The sequence below is a fragment of the Allochromatium warmingii genome (genome assembly GCF_900107145.1).
GTDB lineage: Bacteria > Pseudomonadota > Gammaproteobacteria > Chromatiales > Chromatiaceae > Thermochromatium > Thermochromatium warmingii.
Window position 1 is genome coordinate 1 of the sequence record NZ_FNOW01000053.1, and the last position, 18806, is coordinate 18806.

12 protein-coding genes and 2 pseudogenes are annotated in these 18806 nt (G+C 53.4%); 1 reads left to right on the top strand and 13 read right to left on the bottom strand.

Annotation, left to right across the window (positions count from 1 at the left end):
• Positions 1-844, bottom strand: an 844-nt coding sequence (locus tag BLW10_RS14045; protein ID WP_177169068.1) for a PASTA domain-containing protein, incomplete at its 3' end; no start/stop codon positions are given.
• 730 nt (positions 845-1574) lie between these two features.
• Between BLW10_RS14045 and BLW10_RS12305 the strand changes: the two genes are divergently transcribed.
• Positions 1575-2534, top strand: a complete 960-nt coding sequence (locus tag BLW10_RS12305; RefSeq protein WP_091335104.1) for a tetratricopeptide repeat protein — start codon at positions 1575-1577, stop codon at positions 2532-2534.
• A 16-nt stretch (positions 2535-2550) separates the two neighbouring features.
• On the opposite strand, the gene BLW10_RS12310 is transcribed toward BLW10_RS12305, so the two are convergent.
• From BLW10_RS12310 to BLW10_RS12370, 12 genes and pseudogenes are all read right to left on the bottom strand, one after another.
• On the bottom strand, positions 2551-5169 hold the full coding sequence (locus BLW10_RS12310; protein ID WP_177169069.1) for a bifunctional serine/threonine-protein kinase/formylglycine-generating enzyme family protein: 2619 nt from the start codon (positions 5167-5169) through the stop codon (positions 2551-2553).
• A 121-nt stretch (positions 5170-5290) separates the two neighbouring features.
• The gene (locus BLW10_RS12315; RefSeq protein ID WP_091335108.1) at positions 5291-6985 is read right to left on the bottom strand and encodes an ATP-binding protein; all 1695 of its coding nucleotides are present in this window, start codon (positions 6983-6985) and stop codon (positions 5291-5293) included.
• Between the two features lie 179 nt (positions 6986-7164).
• On the bottom strand, positions 7165-9264 hold the full coding sequence (pnp, locus tag BLW10_RS12320; protein WP_091335110.1) for a polyribonucleotide nucleotidyltransferase: 2100 nt from the start codon (positions 9262-9264) through the stop codon (positions 7165-7167).
• Between the two features lie 207 nt (positions 9265-9471).
• Positions 9472-9741 (bottom strand): 30S ribosomal protein S15, encoded by a 270-nt coding sequence (gene rpsO / locus BLW10_RS12325; protein WP_091335112.1) that lies wholly within the window; start codon positions 9739-9741, stop codon positions 9472-9474.
• A 182-nt stretch (positions 9742-9923) separates the two neighbouring features.
• Positions 9924-10841 (bottom strand): tRNA pseudouridine(55) synthase TruB, encoded by a 918-nt coding sequence (gene truB / locus BLW10_RS12330; protein WP_091335124.1) that lies wholly within the window; start codon positions 10839-10841, stop codon positions 9924-9926.
• A gap of 4 nt (positions 10842-10845) precedes the next feature.
• Positions 10846-11241 carry a 30S ribosome-binding factor RbfA gene (gene rbfA / locus BLW10_RS12335; RefSeq protein ID WP_091335114.1) on the bottom strand — a complete coding sequence of 132 codons (396 nt, stop codon included), beginning with the start codon at positions 11239-11241 and terminating at the stop codon, positions 10846-10848.
• Positions 11238-14105: a translation initiation factor IF-2 gene (infB, locus tag BLW10_RS12340; RefSeq protein WP_091335116.1), complete on the bottom strand. Its 2868-nt coding sequence runs from the start codon at positions 14103-14105 to the stop codon at positions 11238-11240. The genes rbfA and infB overlap by 4 nt, the downstream gene beginning before the upstream one ends.
• Positions 14106-14123: 18 nt before the next feature.
• Positions 14124-15623, bottom strand: a complete 1500-nt coding sequence (gene nusA / locus BLW10_RS12345; protein WP_091335118.1) for a transcription termination factor NusA — start codon at positions 15621-15623, stop codon at positions 14124-14126.
• A gap of 74 nt (positions 15624-15697) precedes the next feature.
• A complete protein-coding gene (gene rimP / locus BLW10_RS12350) occupies positions 15698-16153 on the bottom strand; it encodes a ribosome maturation factor RimP (RefSeq protein WP_091335126.1) in 456 nt (151 codons plus the stop codon).
• 266 nt (positions 16154-16419) lie between these two features.
• Positions 16420-16991, bottom strand: a pseudogene (locus tag BLW10_RS14560) (Uma2 family endonuclease).
• Between the two features lie 58 nt (positions 16992-17049).
• Positions 17050-18110, bottom strand: a pseudogene (locus BLW10_RS12360) (acyltransferase).
• A gap of 192 nt (positions 18111-18302) precedes the next feature.
• Complete coding sequence (locus tag BLW10_RS12370; protein WP_091335123.1) at positions 18303-18524, bottom strand: YodC family protein; 222 nt, start codon at positions 18522-18524, stop codon at positions 18303-18305.
• Positions 18525-18806: the final 282 nt, after the last annotated feature.

An 18806-nucleotide genomic window follows, 5' to 3' on the forward strand; every position in this document is an offset into this window, starting at 1 on the left:
GACCGGATAGATCGGGAACTTTGACCGGAGCGAGGCCTTTGGAAACCCAGACGGCAACCGCACTGCCAACTTGCAGCTCATTGTTCGCTGTTGGACTTTGGCGAATGACCTGACCGGCGGGAACTGTGGCGCTGTATTCCTCGGTGACTGTTCCGAGTGTCAGACCCACGTTGGTGAGCAGCGATTCAGCGCCGCTAAGTGTTTGACCCGATAGATCGGGAACTTTGACCGGAGCGAGGCCTTTGGAAACCCAGACGGCAACCGCACTGCCAACTTGCAGCTCATTGTTCGCTGTTGGATCTTGGCGAATGACCTGACCGGCGGGAACTGTGGCGCTGTATTCCTCGGTGACTGTTCCGAGGATTAAACCCTCATTGGCCAACCGCGATTGAGCACCGCTGACGGTCTGACCGGATAGATCGGGAACTTTGACCGGCGCGAGGCCTTTGGAAACCCAGACGGCAACCGCACTGCCAACTTGCAGCTCATTGTTCGCTGTTGGATCTTGGCGAATGACCTGACCGGCGGGAACTGTGGCGCTGTATTCCTCGGTGACTGTTCCGAGGATTAAACCCTCATTGGCCAACCGCGATTGAGCACCGCTGACGGTCTGACCGGATAGATCGGGAACCGATACAAAAGTTGAAACTGGGCCGCTAGAGACTACTAACGCAACAGTGCTCCCATTTACCACGCTGTTACCAGCATTTGGACTTTGGCTAATAACTGTCCCAGCAGTAATGGTAGGGCTACTTTGAGTTGTAACTGTGCTCAGGAGTCCCAGCTCAAGCAATGCTGATTCAGCACTAGCCTGACTCTGACCGACAACATCTGGAACAGTCACAGATGTAGATTCAATTACTTCAACCCACACTGTTATGCTATCAGAACCAAATCCACCGCCACTGACGCAATTTATTCCATCTGTCGTTTCACACCAATTAAGAGAAAGGTTAACGTCAATCACACTTGGTGAAAAACTTGCTGGAACTTGACAATTTATAGTATTAGTTGAGGCATTCCTTGTGCATAATCCAGCTAACTGACCACTGACGGTAAAACCAGTGACAATGGAATAGGAATAAGCCTCATAAACCCAGGTTACAGAATCGCCGGGTGATGCAAAAACATACCAATCTGAAACAACAGTCGCCCCCCCTGCTTTCGCCTGTGTTGCAAATAGTCCTAGCATCAAAATAATAATGGCTAGCAAGACATGACGAATGCAGATTAATTGGCGCATTATAGTTTTATGTATAATTATCATAGGATAGGTAAAATAAAATTGAACGTTATATTCCAAGTATCAACCGCCCGCACCTGTAGCGAAACAATCCCCAAAATAGCAAGCAAAAAAAGAACAACCGGCAAAAATTGCCGGTTTTTTTAAAATGGGGCATGGCCAAACTCTATAGAAAGGTTTAAGCTGTTTAATGGTGTAAGATTCCATGAAATGCCGTGCTTGTCAATTTGGCACTTTTGAAAAAATGCCAGACTTAACGAGTCAGCTATCGACAATTTCCGCACAACACACGCGCCGCCCCCAGTAAACATACACATCGAGGTGCTTGGTCATGGCACAGGATATCAGGCTCCATCCGGTACGGCTGCTCGTCTACAGCGCACTACTTGCCGGACTGGTCGGCTGCGCTACCACAACCGAACCAGATGATCCAACCCTCGGGCTACCGCCGCTTGCACCTATTGTTCCCGGGCGCGGCATCGACGATTTGGTATTAGTTGACTGCCTATTGCCGGGGCAAATTCGCCAGCTCGGCACGCGCATGACCTATCTCACCCCGCGCCGCTTAGTGAAATCTACCAAATCAGAATGTGGCATTCGCGGTGGTGAATTTGTGCTTTTTGATCGGTCAGATTATGCAACGGCGCTCCAGACGTTATTACCCAAAGCGCAAAATGGTGATGCCATTTCTCAGAATTACGTCGGCGAAATCTATGAGAAAGGTTTAGGCTTGCCCGCGCCGGATTATATCAAAGCAGCAGAGTGGTATCGTAAAGCGGCGGAGCAAAATCATAGCCCAGCGCAAACGAATCTCGGATCACTTTATGAGCGCGGTTTAGGAGTCAATCAAGACAAAGCACAGGCGTTGAATTGGTATCGCAAAGCCTCGGGACTCACTGAAGATACATTGATTTTTGAATCCGCACTCAAGGCACAAGCAGCCTTATTTCAACGCGAAATCGCGGTGCGCAATCAGGTTGCTGCTGCACTGCGCCAACAATTACGCACCGCATCTGCGCAGGCGAGTGGAATGCGTCGTGAATTAGAGCGCCAAGTCAAAAGTCAGCGCCTCGATGCGACCAGTCAAGCCGAGCAGCGGCGTAAAGAACTCCATGCGGTACAGGTCATTAAAGAGCATGATCTGGGTGGCTCGAAAACCGCACAGCAGGGTAAATTGGCGCTGGTGCGCAATGAACAGCAATACCGCGCTCAATTGGGTAAATTAGAATTAACCCGCACTGCGCAATATCAAGCGTTGGTTGATACCTCACGCGAGCTGGCGCAAAAATAACTCGGCTTGCAAGAGATTACGGCTGTTGCTCTGGCGTATTAACTTCACTGGACGCTGGCGTATCAGCCGCTAGGCGAAAACCAACAAAGCTATAACGTGATTCGGGGAAATTGCGATTGCGATAGGCCGCACGAACTGCGCCCGGGCCGCTATTCCACGCGCCACCGCGCAGAATACGCGGCGTATCCGATAGCGGCGAGGTACACCGCTGTTCTGCTCCAGCATAATCGCTTTCATATTCCGAACACGTCCATTCCCAAAGATTACCGAGCATATCGTGTAAGCCCAGCGCATTGGGTGCAAAACTCCCAATCGGTGCGACCCATTCTTGCTGATCATTGCATGGAAAACCATCCGCCCAGCCATGTTCCGCATCGGCACTATTCGTATAGCGACACGCCTGTTTATTTAACGCATCGCCCCAATAACGCGCTGTTTTAGTATCGGCGCGAGCGGCATATTCCCATTCAGCCTCGGTCGCAAAGCGGAAATGACTGCCGGTTTCTTGATTCAGCCATTCTAAATAAGCGTGCGCATCATTCCAGCTAATGCAACTGACGGGATCACGTTCAGTATTCGGACGTGAAGCATTGGGTTTGCGCCAACTCGCCCAAGCGTGATAACCCCAAGGATCGGCAGTCGCGTTTTTATCAAATGTCCAACAGCCAGATATTCCGCCAGTATTGCGCTCGGCATCAGTTTGATAACCGGTCGCGGTAATAAAATGCTGAAAATTGGCAACCGAGACTTCAAAGCGTCCGAGTCGAAAGGGCTGAACGCATACATTGTGCTGGCGTTCATCGTCTTCGCGTCCAGTTTCTGATGCTGGACTACCCATTTGAAAACAGCCACCGCGAATATCGACAAGTGGCGGAATCCATTCGCGGCGGCGCGATAATTCAGCGGTTAAGGCGTTGAGTTTAGAATAGTGCGGTGCTAAACCTGCTAATTGTGCGAGTGTGTATTCAGCGATATCAAGCTGATGTTGTGTGAGCTGAGTAGTGATTCGTGTTGCAAGCTGATCGTGAATGGCAGTGAGCTGCGCCAGCACTTCAGGATTAGCCGGTGCTAAGTCTAGGATCTGCGTATAGCAATCCTGTGCTTCAGCCGCAGTTTCGGGCTGAATCGCGGTGAGTGGAAAACGCTCGCGGCAATTATTTAATGCGCTACTGATTGCCGCTGGTAATTGTGCTTGAGCATTTAAGCGTTGCTGAAAAGCAAGCCAATCTGGATCATTCGGTGCTAAGGCTAAACCGCGTATGACTAATTCTCGACTAGCAGCATAATCAGCGCGATTAAATGCTTCTCGCGCTTGATCGAGTAATGCGGCGCTTTCACGCTGCGTATCGCGTTGTAATTGTTTTTGCGCAGTCGCCTGTAAATCCAGCAATACGGCATCCTGTGGCGTCGCACGGAGCGCCTGTTCAATGACGGCCAGACTGTCGGCAATCGCGCCCGAGGCAAGCAGCGCACTGGCTTGGCGGCGCGATTCCTCCAGCGCCGTGAGCGCATCTGGCAGTGCGGAGGGCGGCTCAGATGGCGGCGTGTCGTCGAACTGTGGCGGGCCATAGAGCGCCAGATACGCGCCGCCGCTACCGGCCACACCGCAGGCAATCAGCAGCGGGGCGAGCCAGCGGCGACGGCTGGGCGACGAGTGATCGGCGGCGGCGATCTGGGTGATGACTTCGGTGGCGTCGTTGCAATTCGGCGCGGGCGTCGTCTGGCTCGCTTGCGTGAGCACGGCGGTGGCGTCGTGCTCACTGGATATGACCGGCGGCCGCAGCCGCGAAACAATCTGTGTGGCATCGTCGGTTGGCGGCGACGTGGCAGTGAAGCCGTCAAAATCGTCGAGCGCCCGCAGCAACGCGCCGACGGTGGGAAAGCGATCATCAGGCTTTTTGGCGATCAACCGATCAAGCAACGGCTGATACTGTGCCAATGACGCGGACAGATAAGGGATTGGCTCAAGGCAATGTTTCATCGCCAGACTGACGACATTATCGGCCTCATAAGGCAGTTCTTGCGTCAGCATTTCGTAAAACACCACGCCCAAACTGTAGAGATCGGCGCGTGGATCGAGCGGCAGTCCGGTGCTTTGCTCAGGACTCATGTAGCGCGGGCTGCCGATGACCGTGCCGAGGCGGGTCAGCGTCAGTTGCAATGAGTCGGTATCGCGGGTGAGCGCGTGCGCGATGCCAAAATCGGTCAGCACCGGCGTATTGGCGTCGCGAAACAGGATATTTTGCGGTTTGATGTCGCGGTGAATGATGCCCCGCGCATGAGCAACGGCGAGGGCTTCGGCAACGCGGCGTAGAATGGTGAGCGCACGTTGCGTTGTCAGTCCGCGCTCGATGCGCTCGGCGAGCGTGCCACCGGCCAATAGCTCCATCGAAAAATAATAATAGCCATCAGTGACATCGAAATCGTAAATGGTGACGATTTGCGGATGCTGGAGCTTGGCGATAATTTGTCCTTCTTTAATAAACCGAGCGACAAAATCATCGCCAGTCGTGGCCAATTGCTTCATTACTTTCAGCGCAACTTCGCGTTTTAAGCGGTCTTGTCGCGCCAGATAGACGGTCGCCATGCCGCCGCTGCCGAGTTCGCGGAGAATCGTGTAGCCGGGAATGTTCATCAGTTTTGCGCGAGCAACCATGTGTCAAGTTGGCGGGGATTGTAGACACATTTTTTGAAGCGTTTTTGAGGTTTTTAGCGTTGTAAATTCACACAGAATATAACAACAGATCGCGCATCACTCACCGCACCTGCCGCCACCAGCGATCAATAATATCGGCCACATCCAAATCATCCGGCCCATTCATCCAACTGCGCGAAAATGGCGCATCACTGCTTGCTGGTGGCGGATCAGGTAAATCAACTTGAATGCGTGTCGGCAAAAGCGCCGCATCACCAACCGCTAATACCTCACCGCGTCGCAATGACGCCAACCGGTCAGCAAGATTTTTCGCCCCTTCCGGTAGCAAACGACGGACATATTCTTGGTCGTCAGCATTAGAGATGCGTAGACATAAATAATTACCGCATTGCGCGAGTACGGTTTCTGATAATTCCGTTGGGCGTTGACTGACAATACAGAGCGTTACGCCGTATTTGCGCCCTTCTTTGGCAATCCGTTCCATTGAGCGGCGCGTCCCAACAAAGCGCGTATCGGATTCACGCGGGATATACTGATGCGCTTCTTCGCAGACTAACAACAGCGGAAATTCATGCCGCCGTGGATTCCAGTAATTAAATTCATAGGCTAACCGGCCAATCTGTGCTGAAATAACTGGGCGTAAATCCACTGGCACTGGACTCAGATCAATGACTGTAACTTGACGCTTTGGCTCACCTAGACCGACGAAATCGCGTAATAAATCTTCTAAACGCGCCGAAGTGTTATTTTTACGTGGGTGCATGAAAAAATCATAGCGCCCATCATTATAGAGCGATAAAAAACGCACCAAAAAATCATCAAATGCGCCGAATAACGGCCCCTTGACTTTACCAAATTCGAGCTTTTCTTCGTTAGCTTTTTTAAAGCGTTGATAAAGTTCTTCAATCGAAAAATAGACCGGCGAATCGACCGACAGCCGATCAATGCCAGCATGTTGATTCGATTGTTTGCGCAGGGCGTAAACGGTTTCGCGCAGAAAGGCAATTTGCAATGTTGCATTGTTGTCAGCGCGATCAACGAATAAATCGACGAGTTCGGAATAGGTCAGTAACCAATAGGGAATTTCTAATTCCTGCGCATCGAGATAGCGTGCGGTACCCGGCGGAAAAATGCCCGCTGTTGTCCCGTCAGCTTGTTTCCAACCGTATTCGCCGTGTAAATCAAGCAGGATGATATGTGAATGCGGCATGGTTTTGACCACGCGCTGCAATAAACTCGATAGTGTCCAAGATTTACCGGCACCGGATTGACCTAATATCGCTAGATGACGGCCAAATAATGCCGTGGGTTCGAGCGTCGCTTTGAGCGTCGGGCGCACTGAGAGCCGTCCTAATTCAAGCGCAACCTGTGTGTGACGTGCGAGCAATTCGGCTAAGCGCATGCTGGGAATGACATGCACGGTTGCGCCAATCAATGGATAACGACTGACGCCCGGTTCTAATTTGCCAGCGGCATTGATTTCGCCGAGTGCAGTTAATTCTAAGCGCCGTTCGCGTACTGTCACCTGACGCGGTGCAGCAGCATCTGTGTCGCTTTTAACATTGCGCGAGCCGACGGCTTCTTCATAACTGCGAGCAACTTCAGCCAAAATCTGTCCGGCGCGATCTTTGATTTCAACCAGCGTGGCTAATTGACCTATCGGCAGGGTTTCATCGCCGAGCGTTTTAGTGCTCGGAAAGCCTGCTTCACTGGGAAAGAGTGTGGCAAACAGGCGGCCGCTTTGAATGTCGATCACGCGGCCAATTAAGGTGGAATCAGAATCAGAATGCGACATGGGAAATCAACCGCTGTGTAGTGATGTCAGGGAGCGTGTTTGAATTCGCTGCGATTAAATAAAATAGCGGACGGTGCGCGGTGCGAAACGGACAAAAAGAAACCGCGCATGATGATGCCATACGCGGTTTTAAGTGCTCAACTTCACAGGCCGCTGTGCGGTCTGCGAGCAGATGGGGATTATTCGCCCAATTCAACCGCCTTCATGCTCAAGCGAATGCGGCCCTGCTTATCGACTTCAAGCACTTTGACGCGCACGACATCGCCTTCTTTAAGCTTGTCGCTGACGGATTGGACGCGCTCTTCGCAAATCTGCGAAATATGCACTAAACCATCGCGTCCGGGGAGAATGGTGACGAATGCACCAAAATCCATTAAGCGGGCAACCTTGCCTTCATAGACTTTGCCAACTTCGACATCAGCGGTGATTAAACGAATGCGGCGCTTAGCTTCTTCACCGGCTGATTTAACAACCGAGAAAATCTTCACGATGCCATCGTCATTGATATCAATGGTTGCGCCGGTTTCTTCGGTGATTGCGCGAATCACTGAACCGCCCTTACCGATGACATCGCGAATTTTTTCGGGATGAATCTTTAATTCAATAATGCGCGGCGCGTGTTCGGACATTTCCGAGCGATGGGCGTCGATGATTTTATTCATTTCGCCGAGAATATGCAGCCGACCAGCTTTAGCCTGTTCGAGGGCAATTTCCATAATCTCGCGGGTAATACCCTCGATTTTAATATCCATTTGCAGGGCATTAATGCCGGTCGCGGTGCCAGCAACTTTAAAATCCATGTCGCCGAGATGATCTTCGTCGCCCATGATGTCGGTGAGCACGGCAAAACGCTCACCTTCTTTAATCAAGCCCATCGCTACGCCTGCGACCGGCGCTTTGATTGGTACGCCGGCATCCATCAGCGCCAAACTGGTGCCGCAGACGCTGGCCATTGAGCTGGAGCCGTTAGATTCGGTGATTTCGGAGACGACGCGCACCGAATAGGGAAATTCTTCGATGCTGGGCATGACGGCGAGCACGCCACGTTTGGCTAATCGGCCATGACCGATTTCGCGGCGTTTGGGGCTGCCGACGCGCCCGATCTCGCCGACACAGAACGGCGGGAAGTTGTAATGCAGCATGAAGTGCTCGCGCCGCTCGCCGTCGAGGGCGTCGATCACCTGTGAATCACGCTCCGTGCCAAGCGTGGTAATGACCATCGCCTGCGTTTCACCACGGGTAAACAGCGCCGAGCCGTGGGTGCGTGGCAGCACGCCAGTACGAATGGTGATCGGGCGCACGGTCTTGGTATCACGCCCGTCGATGCGCGGTTCACCGGCTAAAATCGACTCGCGCACGGTGCTCGATTCGAGTGCCTCAATCGCGGCTTTGATCTGGGCTTCGCTCCAGGTGGGCGACTCACCGCCACATAGTTGCGCAACGATTGCGGCGCGGGCGCTGTCGAGCGCGGTATAGCGGGCCTGCTTTTCTTTGATGCGATAGGCGTCGGCAATCGCGGCACCACCAGCTAACTGCACGGCCTGACTGAGCAGCGGGTCGATGACATGCGGTGTCCACGCCATCGGCGGCTTGCCGACTTCAGCGGCCAGTTCACGAATCGCTTGAATCGCGACCTGCATCTGTTCATGGCCGAACAGCACCGCGCCGAGCATCACCTCTTCGGACAGACCGCGTGCTTCGGATTCGACCATCAGCACCGCCTTATCCGTACCGGCGACGACCAGATCGAGATCGGAATCTGGCCCCAGCCCGATCACGGCTGGATTAAGCATATATTCGCCATTTTTGTAGCCGACGCGGGCGGCGGCAATCGGGCCATTAAATGGCACACCGGAGAGCATCAGCGCAGCGGAAGCACCGATCAGCGCCGGCACCTCGGGATTGACCGCCGGATTGAGCGACTTGACGGTGGCAATAATCTGCACTTCGTTACAGAAGCCTTCGGCAAACAGCGGGCGAATCGGGCGGTCGATCAGTCGCGCCGTCAAAATTTCGCCTTCACTGGGGCGACCTTCGCGCCGAAAAAAGCCGCCAGGGATGCGTCCGGCGGCGTAAGTTTTTTCTTGATATTCGACGGTGAGCGGCAAAAAGTCGCGTTCGGCACCCGGTCGTTTATCAACCACGACGGTTACGAGCACCACAGTATCATCCATGTTGACGAGGACAGCACCATCGGCTTGACGTGCGATCTCGCCGGTTTCAAGCCTTACGGTCTGATGGCCGAATTGGAACTCTTTCACGATGGGAGTGGGAATCACAGATCAATCCTCGGGATGTTTGGCGCGGAGTAGTGGGCCGCCGGACGACGGACTCGTGGCATTCCAAACCTACGGCTCGGATCAGCGCGAACGGGGATGGCCGGGCGGGGGGAAGTCGGCTCGTGGCGCATCCCAGCCGGATGCACGGAGAGCCGACGAACGAGCGACCGACAACCGACCACCCGTTTGCTCGAATACGTGAACGTGTTAGCGACGCAAACCCAGACGGGCGATCAGATCGCGGTAGCGGTCGATGTCTTTGCGCTTGAGATAGTCGAGCAGCTTGCGCCGCGAGTTGACCATGCGCACCAGACCGCGCCGCGAGTGATGATCATGCTTGTGCTCTTTGAAGTGGTCGGTCAGTTGCAGAATGCGAGCGGTCAGCAGCGCGACCTGAACTTCTGGTGAGCCGGTGTCACGCTCGCCGCGTGCATATTCATCGACGACCTTCTTCTTATCAGCAGCAGTCATTGTCATTGGAATGTTCCTCAAAAAAAAGCGTAAACGCATGAAAAAAAGCGACCGGTCTGTTGACCACCGCCCCAACAATGACTTCAGGGAAGGGTCAGCGGGTCGCGGGTTGAGTGGGTCGCTGTTAGCTTCCGGCTATCAGCCGCCAGCTTAATCTCGTTCCTAAGCTCTAGCTTGGGAACGTAACATTAGATCAACCGCTTGGGTTGAACTTTGCCATCATCGCGGATTTCGCCGACGCCGAGAAAATGCGCTGACGGATCATAGAGCCGCACCAGTCCGGCGGTTGGCGCTTGCGGCACGAGCACGGCTTGACCTTGCCCGAGATAAAAGGCGGTATCTGCCGAGAGTTTGAGCGCCGGACAATGCCCGAGTGCGCTATCCAGCGGCAACAACAGCGCATCGAGCGCGGCGAACTCTTCGGCCTCAGCGAGGGCCGCGATCTGCTCGCCGGTGACAAAGGTCACATCGGGTTCAGTGTAGGGGCCAACGCCGGTGCGCCGCAGCGCCGTGACATAGGCGCCGCAGCCGAGTTCGCGCCCAATATCTTCGGCTAATGTGCGGACATAGGTGCCTTTGGAGCAATGCACATCGAGTTCGATTTCTGGGAGCGCGAAGGCCAGCAGGTCGAGGGTATGAATCTCGATGGGGCGCGGCTGGCGCTCGACTTCCAAGCCCTGCCGCGCCAGCTCATAAAGCCGCTGGCCTTGATGTTTGACGGCTGAAAACATCGGCGGCAATTGCGTAATCGAACCGAGAAAACCGGCCAGCACTTCGCGCAGCCGCGCTTCGGTCACATGATCGACTGACGCCTGAGCGATGACTTCGCCCTCGGCATCGCCGGTGGTGGTGATTTCGCCGAGCTTAACGCGCACGCGATAGCGTTTATCAGCGTCGAGCAAGAAAGCTGAGAATTTGGTCGAGTCGCCCAAACAACAGGGCAGTAGCCCGGTGGCTAATGGGTCGAGACTGCCGGTGTGCCCAGCTTTGGCGGCGCGATAATAGCGTTTGACCCGTTGCAGGGCGTCGTTTGAGGACAAGCCCAGCGGTTTATCTAACAACAGGATCCCCGTGATTGGGCGTCCTGAATGGCGGCGGCGTCCCATGCGCTCAATGCTCCGGTGCGGCGGCGTCAGCATCCGCCGGGCTGATGTCGGCGACGGCCTGTTCAATCAAACTTGAGAGATGCTGACCGTGCGCGATGGATTCATCATGCACAAAATGTAATTGTGGCATGAGCCGCAAGCGGACTTCCTGCGCCAGCGCATGACGCAGAAAGCCGGCGAGCTGTTTATTGAGCAGCCGTTCCTGCGCCTGCGTGTTTTCATCGGACGGAAAACAGGTGAAATAGACCTTCGCGTGGGCCAGATCGCGGGTGACACGCACTTCATGCACCGTGATATTGGCCAAACGCGGATCCTTGACTTGATCGCGCACCAGCACCGCCAGTGCGCGTTTCATTTCGGCACCGATGCGCTCGGTGCGGTCAAATTCACGGTCGTTCACAGGACGCGAGCCTTCTCGGTACGCTCAAAGACTTCGATCTGGTCGCCGGGCTGCACATCGTTGTAATTCTTGACGCCGATGCCGCATTCCATGCCGTGCTTGACTTCAGACACATCATCTTTGAAGCGACGCAACGATTCGAGCGCCCCTTCGTAAACGACGACGTTATTGCGCAACACACGGATCGGATTATTACGCTTGATGAGACCCTCGATCACCATACAGCCGGCCACTGCGCCGAACTTCGACGAGCGGAACACATCGCGCACCTGCGCCAAGCCGATGATTTCTTCGGTGACAATCGGACTCAACAGACCCGAGATCGCTTGCTTCACCTCGTCGATCAGCTCATAAATGATGCTGTAATAACGCAGATCTAAGCCTTTTTCTTCGACGACGCGCCGTGCAGCGGCATCGGCACGGACATTGAAGCCGAGCAGAATCGCGTTCGAGGTGACGGCCAAATTGGCATCGGATTCAGTGAGTCCGCCGACGCCGGAAGCGACGATAGCGACCTTGACTTCATCGTTAGTGAGCTTAAGCAGACTTTCGCGCAAAGCTTCGAGACTGCCTTGCACATCGGCCTTCAGAATAATGTTGACCGATTTTTGCTCGCCGTCTTTGAGCTGGGTGAAGAGCTGATCGAGACTAACACCGCGTTGCTCATCAAAGCGATTCTGACGCGAACGGGCAGCGCGGAACTCAGCCACCTCACGAGCGCGACGCTCATCGCTGACCGTGATGACATCATCACCCGCATTCGGTGTACCGGATAATCCGAGCACCTGCACCGGAATCGACGGGCCAGCCGATTCGACCGGCGCACCGGCCTCATCGAACATCGCCCGCACGCGACCATACTCACCGCCGGAGACAATGATGTCGCCACGCTTGAGCGTACCGGACTGCACCAGCACGGTTGCCACCGGGCCGCGACCCTTATCGAGACTGGATTCGACAATCGCGCCACGCGCCGGGCCAGCAACCGGAGCCTTGAGTTCGAGCACTTCGGCCTGAAGCAGAATTGCATCGAGCAGTTCGTCGATACCGGTTCCAGCCTTCGCTGAAACCTTAACCATCATGGTATCGCCGCCCCATTCCTCAGTCAGCACCTCGTACTGGGTGAGTTCCTGCATCACCTTATCGGGATTCGCGTCCGGCTTATCCACCTTATTGATGGCCACAATCAACGGCACCCCAGCAGCGCGAGCGTGCTGAATAGCTTCGACCGTCTGCGGCATGACACCATCATCAGCGGCGACGACCAGAATCACGATATCCGTGACTTTCGCGCCGCGTGCACGCATCGCTGAGAACGCGGCATGGCCGGGCGTATCGAGGAACGACACGGTGCCTTTCGCAGTTTCGACGTGATACGCGCCAATATGCTGGGTAATGCCACCGGCCTCACCAGAAGCGACGCGAGTACGGCGGATATAATCGAGCAGCGAGGTTTTACCGTGATCGACATGGCCCATGATGGTGACCACGGGCGGACGTGGCAGCGCCTCGAACTGACCTTCCTGCTCCTGCATCTCATCGAGCAAGGTGCCCTCGGCATCGCGCTCATCGGCGGCAACGGCCTTATGACCCATCTCCTCAACCACCAGAATCGCGGTATCACGATCCAAGTTCTGATTGATGGTCACCATCATGCCCTGCTTAAACAGCTCTTTGATGACGATAGCGGCCTTCACTGACATACGATTGGCCAGTTCAGCAACGGTGATGGTCTCAGGAATCTCGACCTCGCGCACCACTGGAGCTGTCGGACGCTGAAAGGCGTGCTTATCCTGAAGCTGCGGCTTAGACGACTTCTTGCGCCGACGCGGGCCACGTCCCCCGCTGGGGCCGTCGATGTCCTCATACTCACCGCGACCGGCGACCGCGATATCACGCACGCGCACTGGAGTTGCCTCCTTACGCACGACCTTCTTCGCCGACCGCTCTTTCTCCTTCTCTTTTTCCTTTTCTTTCTCTTTCTCAGTCGGCTCGGCGGCTTTTTTCGCTGGCTTTTTCGGCTTCGCCGCATCCGTGCGCCGCGCTGGCGTTGCGGCGACAACAGGCGCGACCGCTTTGGCCCCACCCGCGCCAGCGACACCTAGCTCTACATTTTCTATTTCACTATTTTCTGCGTGTTCCGCGCTTTCAGCGGCCACAACTGCGTCCGCCGCACCACGCGCCAACCGCTCGGCCTGTTCCAGCGCATCACGCTCGGCCTGAATCCGCGCAGCTTCCTCAGCCTTACGCCGCGCCTCAGCCGCCAGCCGCCGCTCTTCCTCGGCGCGGATTTCCTCGGCACGAGCCGTGTGCTCCTGCTCCTCCTGTTCAGCCAAACGCCGCGCCTCCTGCTCGGCACGCATCGCCTCAAGCGCCGCCCGCCGCCGCGACTCATCAATCACCGCCGTCGTATTCGCAGCACGTTTCCGATCACCGGGCTGACGACGCGGAGCTGGCGTAGTACCAGTCGCCGGCTCATCGGCACGTTTTACATAGGTACGCTTCCGCCGCACCTCGACACTGACTGTTTTACCGCCGCTGCCACTGCCACCACTCCCACCGCTGCGAGCAGCCGGAGCCGGACGCGAATTGGGCGCATGAGTCCGCGGTGGATTGGCATTTGGCACACGCAATTCACTAACTGATTTACGCTTAATCGTCACCTGCCCGGGGCCACCATCGGCCTCACCGGCATCCTTGCCATGACTGCGGCGCAAATGCGCGAGCAGCTTGACTTTTTCCTGCTCGGTGAGTGTGGAATTGGCATCGCTGGCGCTAATACCGGCATCTTTCAACTGGGTTAGGAGTCGCTCGACCGGAATGCCGACCGTTGAGGCGAGTTGCTTGACCGTGACTTCACTCATTGGCTGACCTTTGTACCTCTATTCCTCTGGAGCATTCGCGAACAACGGCTCGCGCGCCTGCATAATCAACCGGGCGGCCCGCACTTCGTCCATGCCCTCGATTTCCATGAGGTCATCGACCGCGAGGTCGGCGAGATCATCCAGGGTCTCGATACCGCGTTCGGCGAGCAGCGCGACGAGAGCCGCGTCCATCCCCTCCAACGCTGACAGACTCAGCCCACCCACCTCATCGACTTCTTCGGTGGCAATGGCGCGCGTAACCAAGACATCGCTGGCGCGTTCGCGCAACAGCTCAATGGTCTCCTCATCGAGATCATCGATGGCGCGCATCTCCTCCAGCGGCACATAGGCCACCTCATCGACGCTTGAAAACCCTTCTTCAACGAGCAGCGTTGCCAACCCCTCGTCGATGCCTAACTGATCCATAAACACCTGAGCGGAGCGCCGTGCCTCCTGCTCGCTCTTCGCGGCGGCATCTTGCTCATTCATCACATTCAGCTCCCAGCCGCTCAACTGGGTCGCGAGCCGGACATTCTGCCCAAAACGGCCAATCGCCTGCGCAAGATTTTCTTCCTTCACCGCGACATCCATACTCCGCGCCTCCTCGTCGATGACGATGGAGACGACATCGGCTGGTGACATGGCATTGATGACAAACTGCGCTGGATTCTCATCCCAGAGAATGATATCGACGCGCTCGCCGTTGAGTTCATTCGACACCGCCTGCACCCGCGAACCGCGCATCCCGACACAGGCGCCGACCGGATCAATACGCGGGTCACGGGTACGCACCGCGATCTTCGCCCGCACCCCCGGATCGCGGGCTGCGCCGAGAATCTCAATCAACCCCTCGCCGACCTCGGGCACTTCGAGCTTAAACAGCTCAATCAACAATTCCGGCGCAGTCCGACTAACGAACAGCTGCGGCCCCTTTTGCTCGGAGCGCACATCGTACAGATAACCGCGCAGCCGGTCGCCCGGACGCACAGATTCACGCGGAATGACATGATCGCGGGGTACCAACGCCTCAGCGTTATTACCCAAATCGAGCAAAATCGTGCCGCGGTCGGCTTTTTTGACGATACCAGTCACAAGCTGCCCCTGCCGCTCGGCGAAGGCATCGACGATCTTAGCGCGTTCAGCGTCGCGCACCTTTTGGACAATGACTTGCTTGGCCGTCTGCGCTGCGATGCGACCGAAGAGTTCGGAATCGATCTCCTCCTCCATAAACTCACCGACGCGCAACTCTGGCTCCAAAATTGCCGCTGCTGAAGCGGTAATCTGACGCGAAGGCGCATCGAGCATTCCGCTCTCGGGATCGGTGACGATCTCCCAGCGGCGGAAGGTTCGATAATTGCCGGTTTTGCGGTCGATAGTCACGCGCACGTCGATCTCACCGCCGTGTTTTTTGCGGGTCGCCGAGGCCAGCGCGGCTTCTATCGCCTCGAAAATGACGCCCTCGGGGACATCCTTCTCGTTCGAGACGGCTTCAACGACATTCAGGATCTCTTTGCTCATTCACCACTATCCAGCTTGCACTGCGGCCAGCATGAAAACGACAGGCTGTTAGGCTTCACCGACACCCGCATCACTCACAACTCAGGAATCAATCGCGCCGAGTCGAGGCTCGTCAAGGGGATCTCCCAATCGCGCTCCTCGGCATACAGCGTAACGACACCGGCGTGCAGTCCACGCAACACCCCTTCCAGTTTGCGCCGTCCCTCAACCTTCTCGCTCAACCGCATCCGCACGCGGCGTCCGACGAAGCGTTCAAAATGCTCAGGAAACACCAGCGGGCGATCTAAGCCGGGGGAGGAGACTTCCAGATCGTATTGCTCAGGAATTGGGTCTTCGACATCGAGCACACCGCTCAACTGATGGCTGACGGTGGTGCAATCATCCAGCGTGATACCGTGTTCGTGGTCGATATACACCCGCAGCGTGGCCCCGCCACCTTTTTGAAAATACTCGACGCCAACCAGCTCATAGCCCAGAGGTTCGACGACCCGACGTACTAAAAGGGTGAGTTGGCTGTCAGCCGGCTGCATACTGTGCGCCCCGTAGAAACAAAAATTGGGCCAGCGGCCCAACTGCGTAACCTGCTCAAGCGTGCGGGTGCGCCGACTGGCGTCCTTCCGCGAGCGATAAAAAAACCCCATAACGGGGCCTTATGACGACGATTCAGGAGTGTGTTCTGGATGCGCCTGTTCCTTAAGAAGTGGGACTATACGCTGGAACTTAAAGGATTTCAAGGGATGTTGCGCGGTGCGTTGGGTATGGATGTTGGATGAATGGGTAACCCAATCTACGCAGTTCAATACGGATCGACAGACACTGGCAGAGTCGCCAACACGACATCCTCGTAGACATCATCTAGGGTCAAACGCGGATGCAGCGGCGGGCAATCGAACGCGATTTCGCCGCTATTTTCATAGACTTGATGTCGCCATTCACCCGTCTCGTCTCGGCTATAAACCTCGACTCGGCGGCAATCCTGCGCAATCAGTACGTAATAACGCAATGACGCTAAAGCGCGATAAGCTTTTCGCGCCGATCAGTCAGTTCAGTGCTCGGCGAGAGCACCTCAGCGATCAGACAGGGCGCAGTTTTATAGAATGGCGCAGCATCTTCGGATGCGCAGGTTAAGAGAACGTCTGGATAATAAAATGCCTCATGTGCAGCGACCCGAACCTTCATATCGCCCATAAAAACGCCGCAGGGCGTACCGCGTGCGGCAGCACGCAGATGGAAAAACAGATTGCCAGCAAGGCGATTGTGCGTTTCGCTGGCACCGGCCATAGCAAAGACTTGGCCGGCGATATATTCGTGACGGATGTCGCTCTGCTGTTCGCCGATGAGATAGTCATCAACTCCGCAAATATTCATGGTTTGAGAGTGGATTTAGAGTGAACGGGCAACCCGACTTAATACTGCTTAAAAACTTTTAAGGCACTATTTTCTTTAAGATTGGTACTTTTTTGATGGCTATTACTGTTAAATAGGAAAAGAAAAAAGTCAATATTGCAGTTGCTGGGATACTATACCAAGCCGATCTTATAAATCCATTTAAAGTAAATCCAAAAAATCCTTGCGATAATAGAGACAAAAATATCGCATGAATAAAATATATACCAAAACTTGCCGACGAAAAAGAAGACAACACATTTAAAAATTTTGCATTTTCAAAAAAAATTGCTTTCTGCTTCTGTGCAAGAATTTTTATTAATAAAAAAGCTGTAACTGACATAATAACTACATTTGGAGATAAATATCCATAAAAGTATTCGTCAAAAATATGGTTTTCATTTCTGGCAGTTAAGATATATGTTCCAAAAACTGTAAAACCAAAGAAAATAATAAAAATAAACAGCAGTTTTTTTACTTTTTGTAAAAACAAATCATTTTTTCCTAAAAAGAATCCTAGCAAACAATAACCGAAAAAACCAGAAACTGAAAGAAAGTCAAAACTACTTTTTATTGAAGTAAATTTTTCCATAAATGGAATAATAGAAACTGCAAAAAACCATAGAAAAATATAATAGTAATAATTCACTTTTTTATCTGCATGTATTACGAAAATTCGAAGTATAGGTACAAAAAAGTAAACTCCAATAATTGCATACAAGAACCACAAATGATAATAGGCTGGGGAAAATAATATGCTAAAAAAAGAAATTAAAGTTACAGGGGAATTTGTTTCAAAATTTTTCCAAAATATATAAATAGCCGACCATACAATTAAAGGCAAAACTACTTTGCTTAATCTTTTTTTTAAAAAATTACTTAAGTCTTCATTTTTTCTAATAACAAATAACCTGAAATCATGAAAAACAACGGAACACATATTCTTGAAATAGAATCATATATATTTGCTACCCACCAATCTGCTTTTGAGATGCTACTATATTGATACAATAATGGGGCTGCTGAGTGAAGTAAAATAACAAGAAAAGTTGCTAACACTCTAACAAAATCTACCCAGAAAATTTTTCCATCTTTAGTCATTTTAAAGTGTCTCGACTCACAAAACTCAACAGAGAAAAATAGGGTCAGACCCCTATTTTACCTATTTTTCACCTTACTAGTAAATAGGGGAAATAGGGGGGAAATAGGGGGGAAATAGGGGGGAAATAGGGGGGAAATAGGGGTCTGCTCCCTATTCTGCTCCCTATTCTGCTATTCTACCGCTATTTTCTTCTACTTGACTTTAACTAAGGCGGCCTCAGGGAAATAATCGTAAGTGATTTTTTCAAGCTCCGTCATTGCGCGTTCTGCCTGCTCAAACCATTTGCATTTTACTGCTGGCTTGTCTGCATGGTTTTTTGGGTCGCAGTATTCAACGACAGTCATTTTCAATCCGCCCGACTTAAGTCGGACGACATCTCCTATCTGAAACTCATTTTGTTGCTTCTCATTCATATTGAATCCTACCTCTTCTTTAGGTTGTTGCCTAAAAGTGTATTTAGATAGCAGTCTGGCAACCGCGTGCTACACTGACTGCAATCTAGTCTAAGAGTAGCCCATCCATGACCTCTGTCAAGCCACATCGCGCACATCATACGCAGTAAAAAGTAAAAAGGAAAAGTAAAAAGGGGCCAGAGTCGATTTATAGTTATTTGCAGAAGTGTCTATAATTATAGTAAATAAAAGAGGTTTTCACGATGAGAGTGCGAAATATAAAAATTGAAAACCCAGACTTAC